The following is a 26,221-nucleotide window of genomic DNA, read 5'->3' on the forward strand; positions in this document are numbered from 1 at the left end:
ATGATTACTTATCAAACAGGCAATATATTACATGATCAAGCTGATGCTATTATCAATACAGTTAACACTGTAGGGGTAATGGGTAAAGGGCTTGCTTTGCAGTTTAAAAAGGCCTTTCCAGATAATTTTAAGGTATACAAAAAAGCCTGTGACGATAAAGAGCTAGTAACAGGTGAAGTGTTAACTGTTGAGCTTAACTCCATTAATGCACCATTTTACATTATTAACTTTCCTACTAAAGCACACTGGAAAGGTAGTTCTAAACTTGAATATATAGAGCAAGGGCTGAACAGCTTAAAAGCTGAAGTAAAGCGGTTAGGGCTTAAATCTGTCGCTTTACCAGCACTGGGAAGTGGTTTAGGGGGCTTAGATTGGCATGCTGTTGATTCACTAATACAGGGTTCTTTAGCTGAGTTACCAGGCGTTGAGTGGCGCGTTTATCCTCCACAAAATGCACCAAGTGCCCAGGCTATGCCTAATAAAACTAAAAGACCCGACATGACCTTGGGTAGAGCCGCCGTTTTAGGCTTGATTGAGCGTTATACCTCTACAGGATTTGGTTATCGCTTATCGCTATTAGAAGTACAAAAGCTTGTGTATTTTTTAACTGCTGCTGGTGAGCCTTTAAACAAAGTGGTATTTAAAAAGCATCATTATGGCCCTTATGCTGATGTGCTGCGCCATGTACTAGATAAAATGGAAGGTCACTTTATTACTGGTTATGCAGACGGTATAAATAAGCCTGATACGCCTATAGAGTTAAAAGGTGATGCGGCTATCGAAGCAATTAACTATTTGCAAGAATGCCCAAACACAAAGCAACGATTTGATAAAGTAGCCAGGCTAATAGAAGGCTTTGAGTCGCAAAACGGTATGGAGCTACTTTCAACTGTGCATTGGGTTGCAACGAATGAGTTAGAAGGCAATAACATTACTGATGAAGAGCTTATTAATACAGTACATAGCTGGAATGCTAGAAAGTCGGAAATGAAGCCCACCCATATCCTTGCTGCTTGGAACAAGCTAAAACAAGAAGACTGGTTGAACTTAAAAGCACAAACAGCTTAAAACTATTTTAAAGGGAAGCGCGATGCTTCCCTTTTGTGCCGTGCTTTGGCTATGCTTTGAATATCAGATTAACTTACTTAGGTTACCCTTCGAAATACTTACTGAAAATTGAAATAGGCCCTGAGTGTTTAGACGAATTTGCACTTAATAATGTTAGTTACCATGTTTGGTCTTACTAGAAAGGGCTGTTTTCTGATTAAATTGTTACTTGTGGCTTAGCCTAATCTGAGTCAATAAGTAGTCATAGTTTTTTAAAATAACTATCTTTAATATAAATTCAAGGATGAAAATGAAGTCTGTTTTTAATACTGTTGATATTTTATTTGGGCATTTTGCTCATGGTTTTATAATTGTTTTTCTTTATTTGGCCTTAAGCTTAATTGCTGCTTTTAGCTTGGTTTCTATTCCCCTTTATTTTTTTGAGTATGATGCTGGCTTATCTGATTTAGATCTGAGTGAAGTCGGACTTTTCATTATATTTATAGCCTCAGTATGGCGGTTTTTTGCGCGTTGTTTTGCTTTGAACTGGACTAAATGGAAAGCACTTAAGCGCTTTGTATTTGTAGTTGCCCTTGCTGAACTGTTTTGTACGCTCTTTTTTACACTCTATTTAATAATTGAATTAATAGACCAAGGTGTACTTGGGGTGGCTATATTAGATAAATATGCAGATATTCAATCCTTCCTTTCTATTCTTATTACAATTATTGCAATTTATGCGAGTACGCCTTTGCCCAACTTTTATAAAAGTAAAGATGATGCAACCAGTAACTTGCCTGACAATGAATCAAATAATGATCAACCAGCAGCGATGAGCTAAGTTTACAAATGTTTGGAAGTATAACAATGAAAAAATTAATTTTAAGTTTAGTGGTCTTAACCGTTTTTTTTAGTACGACCCGCCTTGAGGCAAAAGAGCAAGTATTCCAACCTGATGACCCAGTATTTTTGCAATCATCTTGTAGAGAAGTGATTGAGATATTTGACCGAAAACAAGAGCCTGGGAAGTATGCTGCTCTTCATACTTCAGTATCAGAGGCTATGCGTGCTGGCTACTGTATAGGCGTATTGCAACAATATATTAAGAGCTCACCGTCGTGTAAAAAAAGATATAGACATTATAAAAAGAGTAATTGGTTCGACTTAGCACAAATAATTGCGAATATGTCATTTGGTGCAGAGCAACTAAAAGGACTTAAAGCGAGTCACTTACTTGAGGCGGTTTACTGCAATGACTAGTGGTATGACCGTTCCTGATGCTATTCGCTTCTTATTTGGGATCGATGTTGCCAAAGAAAGCACATATTTAAAAGATAAAGCAAATTCCCTTGTTCGTAATAAGCTTATTAAAGTTGAAACTGAGCTAAAGGTTCAAAGGTCAACAAAGCGCTTGGCGGATGGGCAGCTAGATGTGCTATTTAATGCTTTACTACTCAATGCAATTTTTCATGATCCCAAAGACGTAAAAAAAATATTTGAAGATAAGAGCTTTAGGCACCATTGTGCTGTGATAGTTAAGCAATTATTTGGCGAAAGTAATTCATTAATGGGAATTTCTCTGAGTAAAGCGACCGCTGCTGAATTTGCGAATGCGCTTGCTAGTGATTGTGACTTGCGTAAAAAGAGATTACCTAACCCGTTTGCCGTAATGCCTCAGCTAGCTTTAGGGAAAAATCTCAGTTTATTACATGCATTGCTTGCGCAATCTGCCCTTACCAGCTCAACAGATAACTTGCTCTTAGCTTATTTAAATAACGATATAGACAAAGCGTTAGCATTATCAAGCCAATTAGATACAAATAATCATAGTGTTAAGCAATTAATAGAACATATAACATCTCGACACAAGGAAGCAGAGGAGTTTGATGATCTATTAGGGTATTTTCAAAAAATGTAATTATTAAAAAAATAATGTTTGTTAGTGCATTGCACTAAGTGAATCTATGGCTGTCAGCAATAGATGGAGATTCATATGACAAATATTAAAGAGCTTGTTATTAACTTTCACATGACCGAAGCGTGTAATTACCGTTGTGGTTATTGTTACGCTAAGTGGCAAGATAATACGTCAGCAACAGAGTTACATCATTCTTCAGAGAGCATTCAAGATTTACTGCTAATGCTGGCTGAGTACTTTTTTTCGAATAATCAAATACGACAAGAATTAGGTTATCAATCAGTAAGGATTAACTTTGCCGGTGGAGAGCCTGTTATGTTAGGTGCTCGCTTTGTTAGCGCTTTATTATTTGCAAAGAGTATAGGCTTTAATACATCACTTATTACTAACGGACATTTTTTGTCACCAACAATGTTAAGGCGTATTGCCCCTCATTTAGATATGCTTGGTTTAAGTTTTGATACTGCAGATTATTTAATTGCTCAAAGCATTGGCCGAATAGATCGTAAAGGTGAGTGGTTTTCCCCGCAAAAAGCATTAACTGTTACAGCGCTATATCGTCAGTTAAATCCTCAAGGTAAGTTGAAAGTTAATACTGTTGTTAATGCATTTAACTTTCGTGAAAATTTGAATGCAGCAATCGCATTATTGCAACCCGACAAGTGGAAGCTCTTACGTGCATTACCTGTCTATAGTGACCAGTTAACTATCTCGCAAGAAAAATATGATTCTTATGTTCAAAAGCATAAAGAGCACAATAATGTTATTGCAATTGAAGATAATTGCGATATGTGGCAATCATATTTGATGATAAATCCAGAAGGTAACTTTTACCAAAACTCGTCATCGTGTCAGGGATTAACGCTTAGTCCTTCAATATTGGATATAGGGGTTTCTAAGGCTTTGAATCATGTGAACTTTAACGTTAAAGCATTCGCAAGCCGATACCCTTCAAGCTTTCCGCAAGTTATTAAAGAGAATTTGATAACACTAGGAGAGCAATAATGAAAAAATATAGTAATGATAAAAACATTAATACGTTGGTTTGTAAGTTATTGAAGAAAAAAGGTTGGTCTTTAAAGCGTGGGCGTCATCCAAGGCTGATTGCGCCATCAGGTATTAAAATAACAGTTCCAAGCACACCAAGTGACTTTAGAGCATATCGAAACTTTAAAATGGATATTCGACGATTGAAGGAGTTTTAGCTAACGCTGAAACTCCATAAGTCGAATCACAATTAACTTTTTAAGGAGACATATATGTCTAGCAATAATGATCATAAATCAAACCAAGGAAACAGCAATAAAGGCACTTCTGGAGTCAATGTTCCATACCAAAGAACACAAGATAATCGAAGTAATCAGTTAAATCCGAACAACCCTAACTATAACGGTAAAAAATAGTTAAATAATTTTATTTAAGCTAAGCGCAGCAAAAGCTGCGCTTAGCTTTATATTACGCAAGATACTTTATATAAATTTGTAGGTAAGAGATTTGAATTATAAAAAAAGAATTGAAGACGCGGTGCTTAGAACTCAAGAGTTACAGCTAAAATTGCCTCCAAGTCCAGTACCGTTTAGTAAAAACATTAGTGAAGATAAAAAACAAGAAGTATTAATACATTGTCTTGAAATGTTGCAACTTCACGGTTTTAAGTCATCCCAAGACTTGGCAGGTAAATGTACGGATGTTCATCTAATGCTTCAGTATTTTTTAAAGAAAGATTTAAATATAGACAGCTATATTACAATAGGGGATCGGTATTGGCATGATTATATTTATTGTGAAATGTCGGATGCGAGTATTAAAAGTGAGTTAAATTCCCCTGGTTTAAATGAACCTATTAAGGCACATGTTTGGCTAACTTTAACTGATGGAACGATACTTGATTGTACTGGGGAAGCACATGCTGATTTAATATTTAATCGAGGTAACTTTCCATTGCATGAGTGTATACACTTATTTGCCCCTAATGAAAAAGAAGATTCAATTGAGGGATATTATAGGCCGTATTTAATTGGCATAGATTTCCTTGAAAAAACGGGTGTTTGCAAAATACTTATACCATCGTAAATTTTTATTGAAATAGAAATAACTGACTGGCTTAATCAGCCCACAACAAGCACGTGAGAAAGGGAATAACATGCCTATAGAAAGGTATATAAAGAGTGTGGACTAAATTGATATTTAGTTATTCATATATTTTCATAAGAATCCAAGTGCAATTTTGTAGTAGACTAACTCCCATAAACGAAAAGTACAAAAGCATAGTTTTACTTTTAGTACCCACATTAGTACCCATAGGCTGCGGCCTTTAATTAAAGGTCATACAAATCAAATGAGTAGAGCAGGAATACAGTGGTTCCCTGGGCACATGAATAAAGCCCGAAATGAAATTAAAGAAATAATGCCACAAATGGATGTGATCATTGAAGTGCTTGACGCACGCATTCCTTATAGTAGCGAAAATCCAATGGTGACAAGCCTTCGTGAAGGCAAACCGGTCATCAAAATTTTAAATAAGGCTGATTTAGCCGATCCTAAAATGACTCAAGTATGGAGAGACTACTTTGAGCAAGAAAGTGGTGTTAAAGCCATTGCGTTTGGTCATGATAAAGCCGCTGAAGTACATCGTATTAATGAGCTTTGCAAAAAGTTAGTGCCGCACAAAGTGGGTGCCGATAAGCAAATCAAAGCCATGATCATGGGTATTCCAAACGTGGGTAAATCTACATTAATTAATGTATTAGCTGGTCGCATAGTGGCAAAAACGGGTAATGAACCTGCGGTTACCAAGGCGCAGCAGCGCATTAAGCTTGAAGATGGCATTATGCTATACGATACGCCAGGCATGCTTTGGCCAAAAGTAGAGAACGAAAATTCAGGTTATCGGTTAGGTGCAACGGGTGCAATACGCGACACTGCACTTGAGTACGAAGAAGTTGCTAGTTACACCGCTGAATATCTACTGCATGCTTACCCTGAACTACTAAAAGCGCGCTATAAGTTAAACGAATTGCCAGAAAGCGATTGGGAATTTGTGGAAATGGCGGGTAAAAAGCGTGGTTGTATTCGTGGTGGTAATCAAATAGACACGTATAAAATGTCTGAAATACTCATTAACGAACTTCGAGATGGCATTATTGGTCGCATTACCATGGAAACACCAGCCATGCGTGAAGAAGAAGAAATAATGGTTGCCGGATTACGCGCCGCTGCAGAAGCTAAAAAAGCTGCTAAAGAAGAAGAGAAAAAACAGCGCCGTGCACGCGCACGAAAAAACCGCCGTTAAATTGTGAGCTTATGTGAGTATGTTGCTCACTAAATTTCAGACATAAAAAAAGCCCGTAAGGGCTTTTTTAGTTTCATATCTACCGTCACCGATATGAGCAATGTAGCAAGTAAAATAGTAGGACGGTTACTTATCATCAACATCAAGGGGCGTTGCGGTTAATAACAAGTAACCATAGCTGTTAACGTGCGCCACACGTTGTTTCAGGGTCGAGAAACAAGTTATTCATTCCGTTACAAAGCTGTATGTTCTGCCTTGTTGATAGTGATTATCAATTAGATCTAAGTATCTGTCAATACTCAAATGCAAATAATTATCATTATCTTGGTGGGCGTTTTTTATTCTCTTTTAAATCGGTATGTTAGCGTTAAATAACTACTCTTTTTTATTTTCACTTAAGCGTAAATTTATTTTATCAACTAGCACTTCATCGAGCTTATTAAACCTGCTAACAATAAGTAAAAAATCACTTCCATCTGTTTTTATTACTTTAATAGTGGTGTTATCTAGTTCAGTTTTACCGTATGAGGTTTCTATTTTATCAATGTCATTAAAGTGACTAAGGTCTGACTCAAGCTTTCCAGCATCGTTTTTATAGTAGCTAAAAATATAATTATCAGTTATTCCGTTTCCATCGTCTCGATAGTCAAACATGGCATCACTATAAAAATAGAGAACGTCTTCATTTTCTGGTGTTAGGCGGTTACGTTTTAAAAAGTGAGTTTGATAAGCCCATAACTTTTCGCCTTTTATTATAGCGCTACCAGGTAAAATATTAGCTTCTTGAAGTACACCGAAGAGTAATATTGGCGCAAGCGCCAGAGACATAAAGTACTGTCTGACTCGCCAGTAAGAGTTGTAATGCAAAGCTTTTTGGTTGGTGTTTGCGTGCTCTATGTAACTCACTAATGGAAGCCATAGAAAAGGCATAACCAGCAATGCGATAGTGGCGTATTCTTCCATGCGGTAAACCAATGTGGTTGCAAGTACTAATAAAAATAAAACAGCAGCCCCCCAGCTTGGGATTATTTTACTTTTACTTGATTGCAATTCACTGTGTTGCTTCAGTGCTTGATAAAGCGGGTAATACCATAAAATGGCGAAAATACCGCGAGCAATAGGCATTATATTAGCATTGCTGTGCTGCTTTATAGCTTTAAAGTTACGGTAGCACCAATAGTTAATATAAATACCTAAGCTTAAAATGCTGTAAATAATAAACTTGCTGACCGATACAGCGTAAAATGGGTTATTTTCAAAAGTAGGGCGCTTTGCCGACTCGAGTCGCCAGTCTGCAATAAAGAAAATAAATAATAAAAGGTAACCGGCAAGTGCGTATTTAAGCCAATTACCTCCAAGGTTATCGAGTATGTCGGCCGTTGTTTGAGGCGCCTCAGTTGTGTTTGCGTACTTTAAAATTGAGTAGTGCGTGGCTGAAATAAGTTTGTTTCGTTGCGCTAGGTAGTCGCTGATTTTATCAGCGGGAATATGGTCTTTCTTTGCGTAAAAGTGATAGCTTAGCGTTAAAATATTATCATTAAAGCTAACGGATGTTTTTAAATAAAAGTAGTCGTTATCAATCTCGTCTTGGCTATTGTCAAACGCCCAGTTTTTTTCAGTGAAATGAAGTTTTATGCTGGTGTCGATTATATTGGGGTATTCAAAATAAAGTGGGTCTGTGCGATTAGTTTGCTTTGGCTCGTAAACACTGTTTTGTATTTCAGAGGCGTAAAAATCAGCTTCATATCCGTCACTGGTTTTTTCCCAAAATTGGCTAATAAGGTACGACTCGCTAGTGATAAACTGACCTGTTTGTTGGTCCTCACTTACCGCCATGGGTTTATCGATTTTGAGCTCGTCAAAAAAACCTTGGTAGTATTCAAGGTATGATTTTGCAACGCTGTCTAGCCCGTTGCGCGCTAAATTACTTCTGCGATTAATAGCCTGAAACTCGGCATAAGAATATTCGGTAGTAAATAGGACCGGTTCTTTTACTGTTTTAGGAATATAAAATTGATCGTTTACTGTTACCTTTTTATGCACAGGAGTTTGTGCCATAGGCGTTAATGTATTTTCGCCATTTTTTATAATAAGTGCATATCCGTAATCGGGCTGCGCTAAATAGGGAAGTGTCCCTCGTTGATAACTAATGGTTGGATCCAGCCAATAGCGTTTGCCTTTGTACTCAAGAGTTACAATTACGTGGTTAAAAACGCTTGCTGTGGCCGGTAGTTCTATTAAGCGCTTCGTTTCTTCTGTATCTACAAGAGCAGGGTATGCCTCTATTTTCATCGCTTCTAATAATGAAATGAGTAGAGTTGTTTTATCTTTACAGTCACCATAACGTAGAGATAGCGTTTCTGAGGCAGGTGTTGGCTGATGAGAATTGGTGCCCATTTCTAAACCTAAATAGCGTATTTCGTCTTGGCTAAAGCGTAATGCTGCGGCAATCCTATCGGATGTATTGGTATGCTGTGCCTGTATAGATTGCGCTATGGCGTTAATACTACTGGGTGTTTCGATTGCTGACTCATAAAGTGGTAATGCCCAATTAACAACTTCGTCCCAACTATTATATTCAGAGAGATAAACTTGCATGTATGGGTTGTACCAGGTGGGTGTTTCAGAGTCTTGCGTGAGTAAAGGGGCTTCGAACTCTGATATAGAGTAGTCCGTACCGTATTGGTTTTCAGTCTGTTTTGTTTCGGCAGTGCCATTTATGGTTTTTATATTAAGAGGTGTTTTTTTACCCCATAAAACACGCATATACTGTTGCACTACGGGCACTGACCACCTTAGTGTGCGCCGAGTACTAAATTTATTGGCATAGATAGGATTACTGCCGGTAACACTGTAGCTATAATCGAGCATATCTCCGCTTCGCATATCGTCAACAATGATATTTAAAGAAAGCCTTCCGTTATAAATTTTATCAGCTAATTCAGGCTCGCTCTGGATAACAGATAACCTTGCAGTTGAAAGCTTATCTATGTGCTTACCATCTCTAATTATGGAGAGTGTGTGCAATGTTAGGGTCTGATAGCTTGGGTCAAAATCGAGGCTTAACTGGCTTATATAGTCAACGCCACTTTGATTAAGTGCTTGCATTACTAGGCGTGTGTATCGTTGTTGCTTTTGACGTTCAGGAACATAAGTTTGGTTGTCGAGTAATAGGTAAAGTGTGCCATCGCGCATTTTTGCCATATCACTTTTTTGGGGCTGTTTTACGTCATGTAGGGTGACCCAATTACCAGGTGCATCTATTTTATATTGCGTAGCATAAGCTGGTGCATTACATAGAAATAAAACACATGTTAGTAGCCAATAAATAGGGTAAAGAAATGTCCGTTTCATTTTTAATTCTTATTATTTGTTATTAATGCATACCACTTATAGGTTTATATAGTGGCCTATTTTTAATCGATATTATCATACAGATTGAATCGTGAAGAGCTTTAGTAATGCGTTATTTTTAAATACTCGCCTGCTTTAACTTTAATTAAATAAACCTTTCTTCAATGTGTTTATGGGAGAATTTACGACTATTTATTTATACCTTAAAGGGCGCAGCTGCAGTAAAAATTATTAAACATAACAATATGCTCGATATCAATAAGGCCTTTTAAGTTACCGATACAAAATTAAAAAGCATTATTTAAAATGCAGTGTTTATGAAATAAAGCCTAACGTTTTTATTGGTTTATATAATAAACAGCGTGTTGTACCGTTAATATATTCTCTTTGTAAAAAAAATATAGTGAATTGATTGCATTTTAAGCGACTTCTATGGTGATGTTCGCTTTAAGTAATGCTATACTCCCGCCGAATAATTTATCGACTTTATTAAGAGTAAAATAATGGCAGATTTATCGAAGTACAGAAACATTGGTATTTTCGCGCACGTTGATGCGGGTAAAACCACGACTACTGAGCGTATCCTGAAGCTTACAGGTACTATCCACAAAACAGGTGAGGTTCATGATGGTGAATCTACTACCGATTTCATGGATCAAGAAGCTGAGCGCGGTATTACTATCCAGTCTGCGGCAGTAAGCTGTTTCTGGAAAGATCACCGTTTCAACGTTATCGATACTCCTGGACACGTTGACTTCACAGTTGAAGTTTACCGTTCACTTAAAGTATTAGATGGCGGTGTTGGTGTATTCTGTGGTTCTGGTGGTGTTGAGCCACAATCAGAAACTAACTGGCGTTACGCGAACGAATCAGAAGTTGCACGTATTATTTTCGTAAACAAATTAGACCGTATGGGTGCTGATTTTTACCGTGTAACTGAGCAAGTACGTAAAGTACTTGGTGCTGTACCATTAATCATGACTTTACCAATCGGTATTGAAGATGATTTTGTTGGTGTTGTAGACGTTCTTACTAAAAAAGCATACGTTTGGGATGACACTGGTCTTCCTGAAAACTACGAAATCACAGATGTTCCTGCAGACATGGTAGAAAAAACTGAAGAATACCATGAAATGCTTATCGAAACTGCTGTAGAGCAAGACGATGATCTAATGGAAGCGTACATGGAAGGTGAAGTACCTTCTGTTGAAGATATTAAGCGTTGTATCCGTAAAGGTACTCGTGACCTTGCGTTCTTCCCAACGTTCTGTGGCTCTGCATTTAAAAACAAAGGTGTTCAACTAGTACTTGATGCTGTTGTTGATTACTTACCGGCTCCTACAGAAGTTGATCCTCAACCTCTTATGGATGAAGAAGGTAATGAAAACGGCGAGTTTGCAATTGTTTCTGCAGACGAACCTTTCAAAGCGCTTGCATTCAAAATCATGGATGACCGCTTTGGTGCATTAACATTCGTACGTATCTACTCTGGTAAGCTTAACAAGGGTGACACTATCCTTAATGCGTTTACTGGTAAAACAGAACGTGTTGGCCGCATGGTAGAAATGCAAGCTGACGAGCGTAAAGAGCTTACTTCAGCGCAAGCGGGCGATATCATCGCTATCGTTGGTATGAAGAACGTGCAAACTGGTCACACTCTTTGTGATCCTAAGCACCCAGTAACACTTGAACCAATGGTATTCCCAACTCCAGTAATCTCGATTGCTGTACAGCCTAAAGATAAAGGCGGTAATGAGAAAATGGGTGTTGCTATCGGTAAAATGGTTGCAGAAGATCCATCTTTCCAAGTTGAGACTGATGAAGATTCAGGCGAAACTATCCTTAAAGGTATGGGTGAGCTTCACTTAGATATCAAAGTAGATATCCTTAAGCGTACTTACGGTGTAGACCTTGTTGTTGGTCAACCACAGGTTGCTTACCGTGAAACTATCACTCGTGAAATCGAAGATAGCTACACGCATAAGAAACAATCTGGTGGTTCTGGTCAGTTCGGTAAAATTGATTACCGCATCAAGCCAGGCGAAGTGGGTTCAGGCTTCACGTTCACATCATCAGTTGTTGGTGGTAACGTACCTAAAGAATTCTGGCCTGCAGTTGAGAAAGGCTTTAAATCAATGATGCAAGAGGGTGTGCTAGCTGGCTTCCCTGTACTTGACGTTGAAGTAGAACTTTTCGACGGTGGCTTCCACGCCGTGGATTCATCTGCAATTGCATTCGAAATCGCTGCTAAAGGCGCTTTCCGTCAATCGATCCCTAAAGCGGGCGCACAACTTCTTGAGCCAATCATGAAAGTTGACGTGTTCACGCCAGAAGATCACGTTGGTGATGTAATCGGTGACCTTAACCGTCGTCGTGGTATGCTAAGCGACCAAGAAGCTGGTTTAACTGGCGTTCGCATTAAAGCTGACGTACCGTTATCAGAAATGTTTGGTTACATCGGTTCACTACGTACTATGACATCAGGTCGTGGTCAGTTCTCTATGGAGTTCTCACACTACGCACCATGTCCAGCTAACGTATCTGAAACGGTAATCGCTGCAGAAAAAGAGAAAAAAGCTGCTAAGTAATTAGCCTTTTAAACTCTAAAAAAAACCCGCACATGTTGCGGGTTTTTTATTGGCTAAAAATTTTTCTAGCTTCTGTGTAATTTATAGTTAGCATATATTTTAAGCATAAAAAAAGGAGCGCTAAGCGCTCCTTTTTAGTGTGATGCACGGTTAATTAAACTTTCTAATTAACTTTGCTTTGAGGTTTTTGATTTTTAGCTTACGAACACGATGAAAGCGTTGTACTGGCATTGTTGTTAATTGCTCTGCGGGTAGTCCTGGCAAAGTTTCAGGGTATTGCCCTTTGCTTGGTACTGATACTGTTTGTAAATGTACTTTAAGTGCCGCGAGTGTTTTACTGTTATCGACTTCACTAGGGCATATAAATATGCCTAGCTTTCTGAGCGCTAAGCCAAACTTAATACTACTCGAGTAACGAACAATAGGAGCTGCAAGTATCAGCCCTAATAAAATAGGTGATAGCCACCAGAAAAATACAGGGGTAAAGTAATAAGCAACCCCGCCCCAAACAACTGCAACTACAGTTGAAAATAGTGTATAGCCAAAGGCTTCTTTCCACGACACCATGCGGCCTTCTCGCGGTTGAGCATCCCACGTTACTTTTTTACCTAAAAATACACATACTACAAAGTAAGCATGAAAAACCATCATCAGCGGTGCCACAATAACGGCAAATAAAGTTTCAATAACTGAACCAGCTATGAGTTTAATTGATCCACCAAAACGCTTATTTCTGTGAACTAGGGTAACAATGACCCCCATTAACTTAGGCATTAATAAAATAATAATGGTTAAATAAAGTAATGAGTCAATTAAATCTGTTTTAGCTATTTGCCATGTAGGAAATAACTGATAAGCACGATTAAAATAGACATCACTGTTTAATGCGCGGGTAACGGCATCAATAGTACTTAATGCGAGCATTGATAGCCAAATAAGCGACGATATATATGCTGTGGCACCCAGTAAAAAATGAAACTTACTCATAAGCTTTAATTTATTTGATGACAATAAACCAAGGTGTTGAATATTGCCTTGTACCCAGCGCCTATCACGAATTGCGTAGTCTAATATATTGCTTGGAACTTCTTCATAGCTACCTTCAATTTCAGATAACAACAATACATCCCAATCTGCGGAGTGAAGTAAAGAAGCCTCAACAAAGTCGTGGCTGAGAATTTCACCACCAAAGGGCGCATTCCCTTTTAATGTTGGCAAACCACAACATTTAATGAAGGCATCGACCCTTATAATTGCGTTATGTCCCCAGTAGTTAGCTTGATCGGTTTGCCAAAAAGCAGAGCCAGTAGCTAGCATGGGGCTGTAGAGTACCGATGCGAATTGTAAAAAGCGACCAAAAAAAGTATCTTGGCGAACCGGAATAGGGATTGTCTGAATAAGACCTGCTTGTGGGTTATTTAGCATGCTAGTTGTTAGCTCAAGCATACACTTGCCAGTCATTATACTGTCTGCATCGAGTACAATCATATGATCGTATTTACTACCCCAGCGTTCACAAAAATCCGTTAGGTTGCCTACTTTGCGGTGTTTATTGTCTTCACGGCGGCGATAAAAAATATGTTTGGCAGTATCTCCTAAGCGCTCGCACATTGCGTGCCATGCATTGAGTTCATTCTCGGCTATCTGCGGGTCTTGTGTATCGCTTAGTAAGTAAAAATCAAAGTGTTCGAGCTGTCCGGTCTCTTTAAGCGACGCTAGACTTACTTCAAAACCAGCAATTACACGGTGGGTGTCTTCGTTGTAAATAGGCATTACAACCGCTGTTTTTTGCTTAGCAATAGCTTGGGCGTGGATCGCGATTGGTTTTATGCGCTTTAAGGTAAGTGGATCGATACGAAATAGCTGTAATACAAACCCTATTGTGCCACTACAAAATGCCGTCACTATCCATGCAAATGTAATAGAAAATAAGACAAGCAGTGCATACTCAAGCAACGTCATGCCGTTTGAGTTAAGTATGTCGAACATGATTGATATGCCATAGCCTGATATGAATATAGCGGCAATTGCAAAAAGCCATACACGAGCTGTTTTAAATGGCATTGTCGTTCCCTTTTTTTGCTTACTTGATGTCATTTGGATACCAAACATAGCTCCATACCTCACTAATGTCTTTGTCACGTAGTTTTAACGATAAGCGCATATCGACGGGTTTGTCGTCTTGTGGTGCAATTTTAAAAGCAACACGCCAGCCGTACCCTTCAGGCAGTTTTTGAACGGATACATCACTTACTTCACCCGTAGTTAGCTGAATACCTGCATTTAACTTAAGTTGTTCAGAGAGAGCATTTAGAGCAGGGCCTGAAAAATCAACAGTGAATTGACGATGACTTTGTGGTGGCGGGTTATCTTCACCGGGCAATGCCGCGCTGCCGATACGAGTACGAACTACATGTGCTTTTTCATGTTTGTTTAAACTGCTATTAAACGTGCTCATTTTGTAGCTAAGTTTTAATGAATCACCTGCTTTGAAGGGGTTTTCTGGTACCCAGTAGCTAACAATGTTGTCGTTTGTTTCGGTATCTGTTGGAATTTCTACTAGCTCAACACGGCCATTGCCCCATTCACCCTGAGGTTCAATCCACAGGCTTGGGCGATCATGGTAATGTGCTTCTATATCAAAATAGTTATTAAAGTCACGGTCGCGTTGCGCAAGCCCAAAACCTTTAGGGTTTTCGTACGCAAATGAGGTAACACTCAGTTGCGATGGATTATTCAGTGGGCGCCATACCCACTTGTCATCCTGTGATTGAGTTAACAAACCATCAGAGTCATGCACCTCAGGACGATAATCATCAAAAAATTTTGTGCTATTTTCACCATGATAAAACATGCTCGTTAGTGGTGCGATGCCTAACTTTTTCACGTCTTTACGGGCAAATATTTGCATGTCTATTTTAACGGTTGTGTTGGTAGTAGGGTCAATATTAAATTTATAAGCGCCAGATACTGATGGGCTATCAAGTAATGCAAACAGTACAATGCTAGTTTGTTCTGCTGTCGGTTTTACTAGCCAAAACTCTTTAAACATAGGGAACTCTTCGCCAGATGCAAGCGCTGTATCAATTGCTAATCCGCGAGCTGAAAGGCCATAAACTTGGTTTGGACCTACAACACGAAAATAAGAAGCACCTTGAAACACTATAATCTCATCTTTATAAGTATTAGTATTTAAAGGGTAGTGAAGCCTAAAACCTGCATGGCCAAGCTGTGTATTGGTTGTGCTTTTAGTTAACTCATCTTTTAGCGGTGCAGCCGTTCCATCGTAATTATAAAAGTCAGTATTAAAGGGAAGTCTGCTGTGTTTTGAGTCGCTATCAACAGTATTTATTGTCACCGGTGTTTTGTATAAAAAACCAGGATGAAATAGCTGTAATTCATACAAACCATCATCTTTCCAAACAGCTTGATCTTGCTTAAAACGAATAGAGCGGTAATCCTGATAATTAATGTTATTTAGTGCATCAAGTTCAATATTGTTTGGCGCCTTATAGTCTTCACTGGCTAATTTTTTTGCACGTGCGCTGATAACATCAAATAAACTACTTTGTGAAATAGAGGCTTTGGTGGTACTTGCTAATGCTTGGTTACTAACTGCAAATGTTGAAAGTGCAATAAATAAACCCAAAATCGATTTAGTATGAGACTGCCATCGTGTTGTTAATTTGATAAGTTGCTTCATTTTTTCTTCCTTTATGAAAACGGCTAGGTCACATTTAAAAGTGATTTTTTTACTTAATGGGTAAGCCTAAATTAATCTATGAATTTGATGTTAAGTACTGAAGTTACGAGGTTTGTAAAGTTACATTTAATAAAAAATGAACTACCTAACGCAAAAGATATTAAGGGGGGATAGCTGAAGCTTGTCTGAATTATTTTTACAGAGGAATAAAAAAAGCCGCGAATGCGGCTTTTTATTTCTTACTTTAAGCTAATTATTTCTTTTTAAAGCGACGCACTATAGAAAGTGGTGCTAAAAGAAGAGATAACCAAAGCAATGAGCCAGCATCGTTATCATCATCTGAACGCAAGTTATTTACCTTCACAGCAACTTTTTCAGCTTTTGATACATTACCAACGCTATCTTCAACTTGTACAGTAAACGTAATGCGGTTTTCAAATTCATAATCAATTTCACCAGCAACAATTAGCTGACCTTGATCATTAATTGACACACTATCGTTTTCAGACACGATAAATTTAACAACAGGTGAATCTTCAGGGTTAGGATCTGAGTAATCAAGCATGCCAATAACAGTACCTACAGCGCTGTTTTCATCAATAGAGAATACTTGATCTGGGGCAACCACAGGAGTCTGTTCTTCTGGTGTAAGCACAACTTCAGATTTGATATCAACAATCACAGGGTCATGATCAGACGCGCGGTATGCACTTTCTGAGTAAAGAGTAGACTGATGCCCTTCGCTCTTAAACTCTACATTGTAATCAAGTACGATAGGCTCATCGGCATTAATGTGCCAATCTTTAGCAGCCACTACTTTACTAAGTAAAGACTCAGTCGCCACTGCATGGTCAAGGCTACCAGCGCGGCCTGAGAAGCTGTAAGAGTAAGCTAATGTATTACCATCAAGCTCAGCAACAACATTTTTGTAGCCTTTTTCGTCAAATTTGCGAATTGGATCTTCCATCGCGTAGGCGTTCATATCACCCACTAAGATAATATCTTCGTCGTCTACACCTGTTGGTTTGCTGTCTAACCAATCAGCAAATGCGCTTGCACCTTCTGTACGGATTTCATTCCAACATGCTTGACCATCGTTTTGATCTTCATTAGCGCCACTTGCACTACCACAACCGCCTTTTGATTTTAAATGCGCGACAGCAACAGTAAATACTTCTTGCGACTCTAACGATTTAAAGCTTTGTGCGATAGGTGTACGGTTGCTGAAATCAAATGGTGCTGCGGTAGTAATAGCAGCAGACCCTACTTCTTCAACTTTGTTTGCGCGGTAAATAAGTGCAGTTGTAATTGCGTCAGTACCTACTTGGTTAACATTAAAGTCTACAAAAGCATATTCGTTAGCACTGTCAGCATCATTTAGTGCGTTTACTAAACTTGCAATTGCACTAAACTCACCAAAGCCATCGTTTTCAATTTCCATTAAACCAACAACGTCAGCTTGCATTGCGCTAATTGCACTTACTAACTTAGCTTCTTGGCGCACCAACTCTTCAAGTGAGTCAGCACCGCGGCTGGTTGGGAAACCAGCGCCTTGGCCGTCACCGTTGAAGTAGTTTAGAACGTTAAAGCTTGCAACACGTAAGTCTGCTTCAGGATTTAGTTCCGGTGCGTCTTCACGTGGATTAGTTGCAATAAACTGCGGTGCAACTGTTGGGTGAATACGGTATGTGCTAAAGCTATACGCTAATGCGCCTGTTACGCTGTTCACACTATCGCCTGTACGTAATGTGTTTTCTGCTGATAAACCTGGGGTCGGGTAAGCAGTAGGATCTGAGTTTTGAACAGTTGAACCGTCATCAACTAAGATTTTTTTAGTTAGGTTTTCTACTTCAACAGCGTTAGCTGCATCGCCAGGCATAGCAACTTGTGTGCCTTGGTATAAACGTTCTGTTGCAAGCTCAACTTCACCGTAACGGCCTAAACCAAAGTTATTTGTTACAACTAACTCTTGGTCTAAAGTAACCAGCATGCCTTCAAAGGCTTCTAAATCATCTTGGCTTGCTAAAGGTAAAGAAATTTTAGTGGCGCTTACTGATTGACCCGTTGCACATACCGCAACTTGAACAACATCAGAAATTTGCGTTGAATCGTAGTATTCATCAACTGTACCTTGAACGCGTACGTGATCGCCAACGTTTACATCTGTATCTGCAAAGTAAACAAATACACCTTCAGAAGTTAGTGGGTTTGTATCTTCATCAGCGGCAAGAGAGGTTACAAAGAAACCTTTAAGTTCATCATCACCTTGGAAGTCGGCAGTAACAATACCCTCTAGTTCTACTAGTGTGTCAACTAGTGGGCTTTCGTTTCCTTCGCCTTGAATAGCACTAATTAGCGTTTTGTCTGCAGCACATACGATTGGATCAATTGGATCTGGTTCAGGTTCTGTTCCGCCACCATTACCCGCATGAGAACCGAGACCGTCAAAGGTATCAATATCAAACTGTTCCCACTCTTCACTTGGTAAAAACTCAGCAGTTGAATCGGTGCGACCTGACGTTATGCTTAGCTTACGGCGTAACGTTTTGTTTTGTGTTTGTGCCGTAGCATCGGACCAAAATGACCCAGGATCAACCCCCACTTGGCCAAAGCTATCAACAATCACGCCGTCTTTAGTTAAAACAAGGGCATCATCACCGTTGTAGTAAGTCACAGTGCTAGTTGTATCTGCAATGTCCAGTATGTCGGCTGTTGCACCCGGATTTGAAATTATGTAGGTAGTATTAGCGGCTAATGTACCTGTTAAATCAATCGAGTTACCAACTGAACTGCTACCATTTGAATAAAGTCCTAAAACATAGCCTTCAAGAGAAATCTCGGTATCAGCATTATTATAAAGTTCAATGGCTTTATTATTACTGCTACCTTCAATATATTCAGAAATGATTAGATCAGCGGACGCTGGTGCACTAAGACCTGCTAGTACAAGCGCCAGTGGCGTTATTTTTGTTTTTAACATTTTTTATTATTCCCGTGTATTTAAATCCCAAAATGGGACACCAGTTTAGAGAATCTAAATGACAAAAATAATACAATTATGTTAATGAATGTAAACGAAAAGGCGGTTTTACCGCCTTTTTATCAATTACTTACTTTTTAGTGAGGTATTGCGCGGCTTGCTTAGCGAAATAGGTTAATATGCCATCAGCCCCTGCGCGCTTAAAAGCGAGTAAAGACTCCATAATTGTGGCTTCTTCGCTCAGCCAACCGTTATCAATCGCTGCTTTGTGCATTGCGTATTCTCCACTAACCTGATATGCGAAAGTAGGTACACCAAATTCGTCTTTAACGCGGCGGACAATATCAAGGTAGGGCATACCGGGTTTAACCATCACCATGTCGGCACCTTCTTGTAAATCAAGCGCGACTTCTCTAATTGCTTCATCTGAGTTGGCAGGATCCATTTGATAGGTTTTCTTATCGGCTCCTTTTAAGTTACCTGCAGAGCCTACAGCATCTCTAAAAGGCCCGTAGTAGCTAGAAGCATATTTAGCTGAGTAAGCCATAATACGTGTATGAATATGGCCATCTGCTTCAAGTGCTTCGCGAATAGCGCCAATACGACCATCCATCATGTCAGATGGCGCAACTACATCTGCGCCTGCCTCGGCGTGCGAAAGCGCCTGCTTAACAAGAATTTCAGTGGTTATGTCATTAATTACATAACCTTTATCATCAATAATGCCGTCTTGACCATGAGTAGTAAATGGGTCAAGGGCTACATCGGTAATAACCCCAAGCTCAGGAAAAGCTTCTTTTAAAGCGCGCACAGTACGTTGTGCTAAGCCATCTTCATTAAAGGCTTCTTCAGCCATCAGGGATTTTTTGTCACCAGGAGTTACCGGAAAAATAGCCACGGCAGGTACACCTAAATCTACAAGCTCTTTTGCTTCTTCAAGCAAAAAATCAATCGATAAACGTTCAATTCCAGGCATAGATTCGATGACTTCTCGGCGATTCTTACCTTCTAGTACAAAAACAGGGTAAATGAGGTCATTTACACTAAGTTGGTTTTCGGCCATTAGACGACGAGAAAAGTCATCGCGGCGCATTCTGCGCATACGAGTATATGGGAAAAGGTCTAGTCCAGATTGGGCCATATTACTATGCTCCTATTGTATAGTTTCAAAATTAACAACTTGGTTACGACCTTGTTGCTTAGCGCTATAAAGTGCTTTATCTGCGCATTCCGTGAATAACTCAGGGGTATTTATATCATCAGCGATAAATGTATAGACACCGGCACTAATCGTAAATTTAACCTCAGCACCTGCAACAATGACTGGGTTTTGGTATATATGTAGTCGTATTTGTTCTGCTATATCAAAAGCGCCTTGGTTTGCAGTGTTAGGGAGTAAAATTACAAACTCCTCACCGCCATAGCGAGCGACCTCATCCAGCGGTCGTTTCAAAAAGCGTTTGATAATATCAGCAGTTGCTTTTATAACGTTATCACCGCTTAAGTGTCCGTAGGTATCGTTAATTGTTTTAAAGTGATCGATATCAATCATAATAATACTTAGCGGTGTTTGTTCTCTTCGTGAACGACGAAGTTCCATTACCAGTTTCTTATCAAAAAAGCGGCGGTTTTTAGCGCCTGTTAGCGCATCTTCTGTATTTAGCTGTTCAAGCTCTCTGTTTTTTTCTTCAAGTTCTCTAAGTGTTACTTGTAGTTCAAACGTGCGCTCATCTACTTGTGATTCAAGTTCGTACTGAGCTTCTTCTTGAAGTGCGAGCCGCTCTTTTAACAGTGTGTCTTGAGCCGTACTTTCTGCAATCACAGTTTGTTGTTCGATTATCTGCTCATCTCGTTCAGTTATAAATTGCTTCATAACTGCATAACATAAGCAAAATGTACAACTAAAAAAGAACACCGATACAATGAACAACCCCATTGTTTCAAAGGTGTACCATCCCATCACGGTTATAATAAAATAAACCGTTACTGCATTAAAAAAGCCTAAAGCTAGTAATAATGCATTTATAGATTTTGAAGGGTGGGAGCGAGTAGATAAGTAGGTTGTTAAAAAGTACAGACTTAAAACAAGAGGGGTTAATATTAGGCAATATGCAGTGACCAACCAGTTAGGAAGTAGCCAAATAAATAATAGAGAGGCAGCCAGCAATTTTGTTATTAATTTTTGCACACGTATAATTTTTTGAGCGTGAGGCTTGCACATTTGTTGTTGAAGAGGGAAAAACAACAGCGCGATTAAAATAAGTAATATTGGCATTATTACTTGTTGGATTGTGGGAATATTTGGGTGCAAGTAACGAAATCCAAAGCCGCCAAGGTACGCTAGAAAAAGCCCTAGCGTGAAAGTGATCGCTCCCGCTAGTGCAAAATAGCGCTTTCGAGTAAATCCATACAAAAATATACAGCTTAATGCCAATGCTGCTAAAAAGCCGACCATTAATCCATAAACTAAGTTAAACCCCTCTTTTTGAGTTAAATAAACATCTTGTTGCCATAAACTGATAGGGATACGTAAACCTGATGGGTTACTAACTTTGAGAATAACCCGAGTGGAGGAGCTTGCTGGAAGCGTTAATTTAGTTAACAAAAACTCACTCTTTATAGTACGTTCGTCAAGTGAGAATGAATCACCTAGCCGCATTTCTGACAGTATTTGTGCATTTCTCAAGTGAAACAGCTGAACTTCATTTAAAAATGGATTGTCTATTAAAATTAATGGACTAAAGCGACTATTTAACGTGTTATTTATTTCAAACGTAACCCAAACAGGGCGACTTTCTAGGCCAAAATTTAACAGTTTGGTGTTAACCGAACGCCATTGGTTAGGCTCAAGTTGTAAAGCTGTCTCTATCGATGAAGGCTCAAAAGAATAAGTAAGATTTGTAACGATATGGGATGAAAAATCTGAATTTATTACTACGGTAGACGCAAAGCTTTTAAAAGTGAAAAGCATTATAAGTAGGCAGATAGCAGCCTTTATACTGTTCATTAACGGGCTTCTAAACCAAAAACAGCATAAAAGTTATCTGTTGTTTGCTTCGCCACACTCTTGGCATCTATTTGATATAGCTCAGCAAGTGTTTGGCAGACATACGTTAATAGTGCTGGCTCATTTCTTCGCGACTTAGGCTTTGGTTTAACTGTGCGTGGAATTAAAAAAGGCGCATCAGTTTCTATAAGTAAGCGGTTTAAGGGAATGCTTGGGGCTAAAGCTTGCAATGCTTGTCCGCGTCTTTCATCACAAACCCACCCTGTGATACCAATGTATAGGCCTAATGCTAAATAACTTTTGAGTGCGCTTTCATCTCCTGTAAAGCAGTGAAGCACACCGCGAACATTGAACTCCGTAAGAATATTGATCATGTCATCACTCGCATCACGCTCATGCAAGTAAACCGGTAAATTTAACTTTTCGGCTAGTGCAAGTTGGCGTCTCAATACGCTACGTTGAACATTTCGAGGCGAAAAATCACGGTTATAATCAAGCCCGCATTCACCAATAGCAACAACCTGAGGTTGAGTGGCAAGCAATGTTAATTGGTCTTCTAATGAATCAGTTGCTGTTTTGGCATCATGTGGATGAATACCGGCGGTTGAAAACAAGTGATAGCTTTTAGCAAGTGCTAAAGATTGCTCACTTGATGAGATGTCGCAACCAATAAGCAGCATTTTTTCGACACCCGCGCTTTGAGCGCGGGAGATGATATCTGAATGCTCATTATCAAACTGGTGGTTTGTTAAGTTAACGCCAGCATCAACCAGTGTGTAAGGCATTACTTAGTTCGTTTAACGCGAATAGAACGGTTTTGACCATCTTTTCGTAATAAAAATGAGTTAAATACACCGCGGGTAATGGTTACAGTATCAGACTCTTTCAAACGCATGCTATCAGAACCAATTTGGCGCCATTTTTGGTTGTTATCCAAAGTGATGATCAGCTCACCATAGGGGGCTTTGTCAACAGATGTTACCGCTGCTTTTATTTCACTGTCTTTTTCTGTGTGATTTTCTTTGTGCTCTAGACCGAAGTCTTCTTTTGGCGCTTCAACTGCAACAACAGGGACATTGGTGGCTGTTGTTGGCGCTGTCACTTTTTGGGTTACTGTAGATTGTGTAAGTGGTTTACCCGCCATTGTGTTGTCGTAACAAAGTAGGCGGTTAAAGTCATTTTCGATAAAGCTACACGCTTTTAGCGTTTGAGTATTAATGTCTGACTGCGCAGAAAATGCAGGTGCGCTCAATATAACCAGTAGTGAGAGTATTTGTTTTTTCATTTTATTCCTCAACTTCTTCTCGTGGTTTAGCGGTGTAAAATTTCGCTAAAATTAAACCTAATTCAAACAAAAGCAACATCGGAAATGCTAATAATGTCTGCGATAAAACATCGGGCGGCGTTAAAAACATCGCCACAACAAAAACACCCACCACAATATAAGGGCGCTTTTCTTTTAAGCTCGTTGTTGTCGTTGCACCACTCCAGCACAAAAGCATAATAGCAACTGGAATTTCAAATGCGACGCCAAACGCAAAAAACAGCTTTAATACAAACCCTAAATAACTACTTATATCTGGCGCTAGGGTCATCATTTCAGGCCCCGTATTGGTAAAAAAACCTAAAATAATGGGTAGCACTACAAAATAGCAAAATGCGATACCGCCATAAAATAGTAAAATACTGGAAGCAAGAATAGGCATCAGCATTTTCTTTTCATGCTGATATAGTCCCGGCGCTATAAACCCCCAAATTTGATGCAATATCCAAGGTATAGACGCAAATAATGCAACAAATAAAGTCAGCTTAAATGGGGCAAAGAAGGGGGCTGTGACATCGGTTGCAATCATGGTTGCAGTGCTTGGTAAATGAGAGACTAACGGCTGCGCAACAAACGCGTATATATCGTTTGAAAAATATACTATTGCAATAAAAATAACTAAAATACTCAACAGTGATTTTATAAGCCTGTCACGCAGCTCTATTAAATGAGCTACAAACCCCGATTTTACTTCCTCAACCATTTTTATTTATACCATTTAGTAAGTTGACCATAGAAAGGTAAATTAAATTCACTTTTTTTCATCAATTTGTTGGTTAGGTTCTGATTCTTGTGGCTGTTTTTTATAGCTGTGAGTCACTGATTCTGCAGCCTGTTTTAGCTCACTTAATGAGCTTTGTAATTCAGGGCTTAAATCTTGTAGGTTTTGTTGCTCAGCTTTTTTTAGGTTTTCGTGGAGCTCGTGTACGCGCAATTCTTCACTCACTTCAGCTTTAACTGAGTTAGCAAGAGATTTAACAGTTTTGATCCAGCGACTAACCGTTCTTATTGCAACGGGTAAACGTTCAGGCCCTAATACAACAAGCCCTACAATAAAAACAACAACTAGCTCCCACATGCCCATGTTAATTAAGCCTTATCGGTGTCTTTTGTTTTTTCAGTATCAGTCGTCGTTTTTTGTGACGTTTGAATTTGTTCAGGGGAGTCTGTTTCAGTTGGTTTTTCATCCGACATTGCTTTTTTAAACCCCTTAACAGCACCACCTAAGTCACCCCCCATGCCGCGTAATTTTTTAGTACCAAAAAGAAGTACAATGATTGCCAAAACAATCAATAATTGCCAAATACTAATGCCGCCCAATCCCATGGTTCTCTCCAAATAATAAAATGATTAAATGTATATTTTAAATACTAATTATACGCCCTAAACCGTAAATAGCACTTTGTTTATGTGTGTCGCCATGCCGCAATAAAACACGCGGCGGAACAGGTTGCTGTAACGCCCGCAGCAATTAAATCATGTTGCAAATAACACAGTGCAGACACTACCAAAGTAGCACTCCCCAACAAGCTAAGCACTAACGCTTTATGAGAAGCTGGCTTTACAACTGCGTGGGTGCGCACTGGGCGCTTTAAGTTTTGATAAATCAAGTCAGGTAACTCAGGCATTTTTTCAGCCCAAAATGGTAGGTTTGCATACATTTGTTTCAAGACAGATAGCGGCCCTACTTGTTCTTTAACCCACTGCTCTAAGAAGGGTTTAGCCGTTTTCCATAAATCTAGTTGAGGATAAAGCTGTCTTCCCAGCCCTTCAACATAGAGTAATGTTTTTTGAAGTAGCACTAATTGTGGTTGCACCTGCATATTAAATCGACGCGCGGTGTTAAATAAATTTACCAGTACATGCCCAAATGATATTTCAGCAAGTGGCTTATTAAAAATAGGTTCGCAAACAGTGCGAATAGCAAATTCAAACTCTTCGATACTGGTATCTTCAGGAACCCAGCCAGAGTCAACATGCAGTTGGGCTACTTGGCGATAGTCGCGATTAAAAAAGGCGATAAAGTTTTCTGCTAAATAGCGCTTATCTTCTTTGCTTAAGGTACCAACAATACCGCAATCAATACCAATATATTTAGGGTTTTCAGGATGCTCGCGAGATACAAAAATATTACCGGGATGCATGTCTGCATGAAAAAAACTATCTCTGAATACTTGTGTAAAAAACACTTCTACACCACGTTCTGCAAGCAATTTCATATTTGTATTTTGCGCTATTAACGACTCGGTATCTGACACGGGTATACCGTAAATACGCTCCATCACTAACACGTTGCTTCGGCTGTAATCACTGTAAACAGTAGGAATATAGAGTGCATCTGAATCATCAAAATTACGTTTTAATTGAATGCCATTGGCACCTTCACGCATTAGGTCTAATTCATCAAGCAGTGTTTTTTTATACTCTTTTACTACTTCAACAGGGCGCAAACGTTTTGATTCGTTATGAACATTAGCAAGCACCTGAGCAAGCTTTTCCATTAATGCTAAGTCTGCATTTATTTGTTCATGGATGTTTGGGCGAATTACTTTAATGACAACATCTTGCTCAATATTATCGTTGTCAACTAGTGTTGCAGTATGCACTTGCGCTATTGATGCAGATGCCAATGGCGTTTGTGAAAATTCACTAAACAGCTCGCTAATGTCATTAATATCGAGTGCATTTTCTATAATTTGTTGCGCCAATTCACCTTCAAAAGGCTGAACTTGGTCTTGCAAAAAGGCAAGCTCTTGCGCGATATCGTGAGGAAGTAGATCGCGACGTGTTGACAGCATTTGGCCAAATTTAATCCATACAGGTCCTAGCTCTTGTAATGCTAAACGTAAGCGCAGTCCTGCAGGTTTTTCTTTATGCTGATTTCGTAGCCAAAATAAACACCCCCTGGCAATTTTTGCAAACCAAGGTGTTTTACTTTTAGGCACTAATTCGTCTAAACCATAGCTAAGTAATGTTTTAGTGATGTAATACAATCGTGAAGAAGACAC

Annotated in this window: 22 protein-coding genes; 10 read left to right on the forward strand and 12 right to left on the reverse strand. The window is 39.1% G+C overall.

Going from position 1 to position 26,221, the window contains the following annotated elements:
- The 9 genes from MTP24_RS00440 (at nucleotide 1) to ylqF (ending at nucleotide 6,257) form a co-directional block, all read left to right on the forward strand.
- A complete protein-coding gene (locus MTP24_RS00440) occupies nucleotides 1–1,068 on the forward strand; it encodes a macro domain-containing protein (protein ID WP_243532246.1) in 1,068 nt (355 codons plus the stop codon).
- A gap of 289 nt (nucleotides 1,069–1,357) precedes the next feature.
- Entirely contained in the window at nucleotides 1,358–1,888 is a 531-nt protein-coding gene (locus MTP24_RS00445) for a hypothetical protein (protein ID WP_243532248.1), read from the forward strand.
- Nucleotides 1,889–1,914: 26 nt separating this feature from the next.
- Nucleotides 1,915–2,307: a hypothetical protein gene (locus MTP24_RS00450; protein ID WP_243532250.1), complete on the forward strand. Its 393-nt coding sequence runs from the start codon at nucleotides 1,915–1,917 to the stop codon at nucleotides 2,305–2,307.
- Nucleotides 2,300–2,965, forward strand: coding sequence for a hypothetical protein (locus tag MTP24_RS00455; protein ID WP_243532251.1), 666 nt, complete (start codon nucleotides 2,300–2,302; stop codon nucleotides 2,963–2,965). Before MTP24_RS00450 ends, MTP24_RS00455 begins: the two co-directional genes overlap by 8 nt.
- Nucleotides 2,966–3,040: 75 nt before the next feature.
- The gene (locus tag MTP24_RS00460) at nucleotides 3,041–3,970 is read left to right on the forward strand and encodes a viperin family antiviral radical SAM protein (protein WP_243532253.1); all 930 of its coding nucleotides are present in this window, start codon (nucleotides 3,041–3,043) and stop codon (nucleotides 3,968–3,970) included.
- Complete coding sequence (locus tag MTP24_RS00465) at nucleotides 3,970–4,170, forward strand: hypothetical protein (protein ID WP_182678416.1); 201 nt, start codon at nucleotides 3,970–3,972, stop codon at nucleotides 4,168–4,170. The genes MTP24_RS00460 and MTP24_RS00465 overlap by 1 nt, the downstream gene beginning before the upstream one ends.
- Before the next feature lie 54 nt (nucleotides 4,171–4,224).
- Nucleotides 4,225–4,368, forward strand: coding sequence for a hypothetical protein (locus tag MTP24_RS00470; RefSeq protein ID WP_243532255.1), 144 nt, complete (start codon nucleotides 4,225–4,227; stop codon nucleotides 4,366–4,368).
- Nucleotides 4,369–4,459: 91 nt separating this feature from the next.
- On the forward strand, nucleotides 4,460–5,038 hold the full coding sequence (locus tag MTP24_RS00475) for a hypothetical protein (RefSeq protein ID WP_243532257.1): 579 nt from the start codon (nucleotides 4,460–4,462) through the stop codon (nucleotides 5,036–5,038).
- 265 nt (nucleotides 5,039–5,303) lie between these two features.
- Complete coding sequence (gene ylqF, locus MTP24_RS00480) at nucleotides 5,304–6,257, forward strand: ribosome biogenesis GTPase YlqF (protein ID WP_243532259.1); 954 nt, start codon at nucleotides 5,304–5,306, stop codon at nucleotides 6,255–6,257.
- Between the two features lie 375 nt (nucleotides 6,258–6,632).
- Here the strand turns inward: ylqF and MTP24_RS00485 are convergent, their stop codons facing one another.
- Nucleotides 6,633–9,611: a DUF3857 domain-containing transglutaminase family protein gene (locus MTP24_RS00485; protein ID WP_243532261.1), complete on the reverse strand. Its 2,979-nt coding sequence runs from the start codon at nucleotides 9,609–9,611 to the stop codon at nucleotides 6,633–6,635.
- 503 nt (nucleotides 9,612–10,114) lie between these two features.
- Here MTP24_RS00485 and fusA point away from each other — a divergent pair.
- On the forward strand, nucleotides 10,115–12,199 hold the full coding sequence (fusA, locus tag MTP24_RS00490; protein WP_006793851.1) for an elongation factor G: 2,085 nt from the start codon (nucleotides 10,115–10,117) through the stop codon (nucleotides 12,197–12,199).
- Nucleotides 12,200–12,349: 150 nt separating this feature from the next.
- On the opposite strand, the gene mdoH is transcribed toward fusA, so the two are convergent.
- From mdoH to ubiB, 11 genes are all read right to left on the reverse strand, one after another.
- Nucleotides 12,350–14,311 (reverse strand): glucans biosynthesis glucosyltransferase MdoH, encoded by a 1,962-nt coding sequence (gene mdoH, locus MTP24_RS00495; protein WP_243532263.1) that lies wholly within the window; start codon nucleotides 14,309–14,311, stop codon nucleotides 12,350–12,352.
- Nucleotides 14,283–15,902, reverse strand: coding sequence for a glucan biosynthesis protein G (locus MTP24_RS00500; RefSeq protein ID WP_243532265.1), 1,620 nt, complete (start codon nucleotides 15,900–15,902; stop codon nucleotides 14,283–14,285). Before MTP24_RS00500 ends, mdoH begins: the two co-directional genes overlap by 29 nt.
- Nucleotides 15,903–16,155: 253 nt before the next feature.
- Complete coding sequence (locus tag MTP24_RS00505) at nucleotides 16,156–18,882, reverse strand: ExeM/NucH family extracellular endonuclease (RefSeq protein WP_243532267.1); 2,727 nt, start codon at nucleotides 18,880–18,882, stop codon at nucleotides 16,156–16,158.
- A gap of 130 nt (nucleotides 18,883–19,012) precedes the next feature.
- Nucleotides 19,013–20,023, reverse strand: a complete 1,011-nt coding sequence (gene hemB / locus MTP24_RS00510) for a porphobilinogen synthase (protein ID WP_243532269.1) — start codon at nucleotides 20,021–20,023, stop codon at nucleotides 19,013–19,015.
- A 12-nt stretch (nucleotides 20,024–20,035) separates the two neighbouring features.
- Complete coding sequence (locus MTP24_RS00515) at nucleotides 20,036–21,889, reverse strand: diguanylate cyclase (protein ID WP_243532271.1); 1,854 nt, start codon at nucleotides 21,887–21,889, stop codon at nucleotides 20,036–20,038.
- The gene (locus MTP24_RS00520; RefSeq protein ID WP_243532274.1) at nucleotides 21,889–22,674 is read right to left on the reverse strand and encodes a TatD family hydrolase; all 786 of its coding nucleotides are present in this window, start codon (nucleotides 22,672–22,674) and stop codon (nucleotides 21,889–21,891) included. The genes MTP24_RS00515 and MTP24_RS00520 overlap by 1 nt, the downstream gene beginning before the upstream one ends.
- Nucleotides 22,674–23,174, reverse strand: coding sequence for a hypothetical protein (locus MTP24_RS00525; RefSeq protein ID WP_008127154.1), 501 nt, complete (start codon nucleotides 23,172–23,174; stop codon nucleotides 22,674–22,676). The genes MTP24_RS00520 and MTP24_RS00525 overlap by 1 nt, the downstream gene beginning before the upstream one ends.
- 1 nt (nucleotide 23,175) lies before the next feature.
- Entirely contained in the window at nucleotides 23,176–23,916 is a 741-nt protein-coding gene (tatC, locus tag MTP24_RS00530) for a twin-arginine translocase subunit TatC (protein ID WP_243532276.1), read from the reverse strand.
- A 48-nt stretch (nucleotides 23,917–23,964) separates the two neighbouring features.
- Nucleotides 23,965–24,297, reverse strand: coding sequence for a Sec-independent protein translocase protein TatB (gene tatB / locus MTP24_RS00535; RefSeq protein WP_006793860.1), 333 nt, complete (start codon nucleotides 24,295–24,297; stop codon nucleotides 23,965–23,967).
- A gap of 5 nt (nucleotides 24,298–24,302) precedes the next feature.
- A complete protein-coding gene (gene tatA / locus MTP24_RS00540) occupies nucleotides 24,303–24,539 on the reverse strand; it encodes a Sec-independent protein translocase subunit TatA (RefSeq protein ID WP_008127151.1) in 237 nt (78 codons plus the stop codon).
- Nucleotides 24,540–24,619: 80 nt separating this feature from the next.
- Complete coding sequence (ubiB, locus tag MTP24_RS00545) at nucleotides 24,620–26,221, reverse strand: ubiquinone biosynthesis regulatory protein kinase UbiB (RefSeq protein WP_008127149.1); 1,602 nt, start codon at nucleotides 26,219–26,221, stop codon at nucleotides 24,620–24,622.

This window comes from Pseudoalteromonas sp. APM04, assembly GCF_022809815.1.
GTDB lineage: Bacteria > Pseudomonadota > Gammaproteobacteria > Enterobacterales > Alteromonadaceae > Pseudoalteromonas > Pseudoalteromonas marina.

Coding starts and splice junctions, on each gene's coding strand:
- MTP24_RS00440 (WP_243532246.1), top strand. CDS start 1: ATGATTACTTATCAAACAGGCAATATATTACATGATCAAGCTGATGCT.
- MTP24_RS00445 (WP_243532248.1), top strand. CDS start 1,358: ATGAAGTCTGTTTTTAATACTGTTGATATTTTATTTGGGCATTTTGCT.
- MTP24_RS00450 (WP_243532250.1), top strand. CDS start 1,915: ATGAAAAAATTAATTTTAAGTTTAGTGGTCTTAACCGTTTTTTTTAGT.
- MTP24_RS00455 (WP_243532251.1), top strand. CDS start 2,300: ATGACTAGTGGTATGACCGTTCCTGATGCTATTCGCTTCTTATTTGGG.
- MTP24_RS00460 (WP_243532253.1), top strand. CDS start 3,041: ATGACAAATATTAAAGAGCTTGTTATTAACTTTCACATGACCGAAGCG.
- MTP24_RS00465 (WP_182678416.1), top strand. CDS start 3,970: ATGAAAAAATATAGTAATGATAAAAACATTAATACGTTGGTTTGTAAG.
- MTP24_RS00470 (WP_243532255.1), top strand. CDS start 4,225: ATGTCTAGCAATAATGATCATAAATCAAACCAAGGAAACAGCAATAAA.
- ylqF (WP_243532259.1), top strand. CDS start 5,304: ATGAGTAGAGCAGGAATACAGTGGTTCCCTGGGCACATGAATAAAGCC.
- MTP24_RS00485 (WP_243532261.1), bottom strand. CDS start 9,611: ATGAAACGGACATTTCTTTACCCTATTTATTGGCTACTAACATGTGTT.
- fusA (WP_006793851.1), top strand. CDS start 10,115: ATGGCAGATTTATCGAAGTACAGAAACATTGGTATTTTCGCGCACGTT.
- mdoH (WP_243532263.1), bottom strand. CDS start 14,311: ATGTTTGGTATCCAAATGACATCAAGTAAGCAAAAAAAGGGAACGACA.
- MTP24_RS00500 (WP_243532265.1), bottom strand. CDS start 15,902: ATGAAGCAACTTATCAAATTAACAACACGATGGCAGTCTCATACTAAA.
- MTP24_RS00505 (WP_243532267.1), bottom strand. CDS start 18,882: ATGTTAAAAACAAAAATAACGCCACTGGCGCTTGTACTAGCAGGTCTT.
- hemB (WP_243532269.1), bottom strand. CDS start 20,023: ATGGCCCAATCTGGACTAGACCTTTTCCCATATACTCGTATGCGCAGA.
- MTP24_RS00515 (WP_243532271.1), bottom strand. CDS start 21,889: ATGAACAGTATAAAGGCTGCTATCTGCCTACTTATAATGCTTTTCACT.
- MTP24_RS00520 (WP_243532274.1), bottom strand. CDS start 22,674: ATGCCTTACACACTGGTTGATGCTGGCGTTAACTTAACAAACCACCAG.
- MTP24_RS00525 (WP_008127154.1), bottom strand. CDS start 23,174: ATGAAAAAACAAATACTCTCACTACTGGTTATATTGAGCGCACCTGCA.
- tatC (WP_243532276.1), bottom strand. CDS start 23,916: ATGGTTGAGGAAGTAAAATCGGGGTTTGTAGCTCATTTAATAGAGCTG.
- tatB (WP_006793860.1), bottom strand. CDS start 24,297: ATGGGCATGTGGGAGCTAGTTGTTGTTTTTATTGTAGGGCTTGTTGTA.
- tatA (WP_008127151.1), bottom strand. CDS start 24,539: ATGGGATTGGGCGGCATTAGTATTTGGCAATTATTGATTGTTTTGGCA.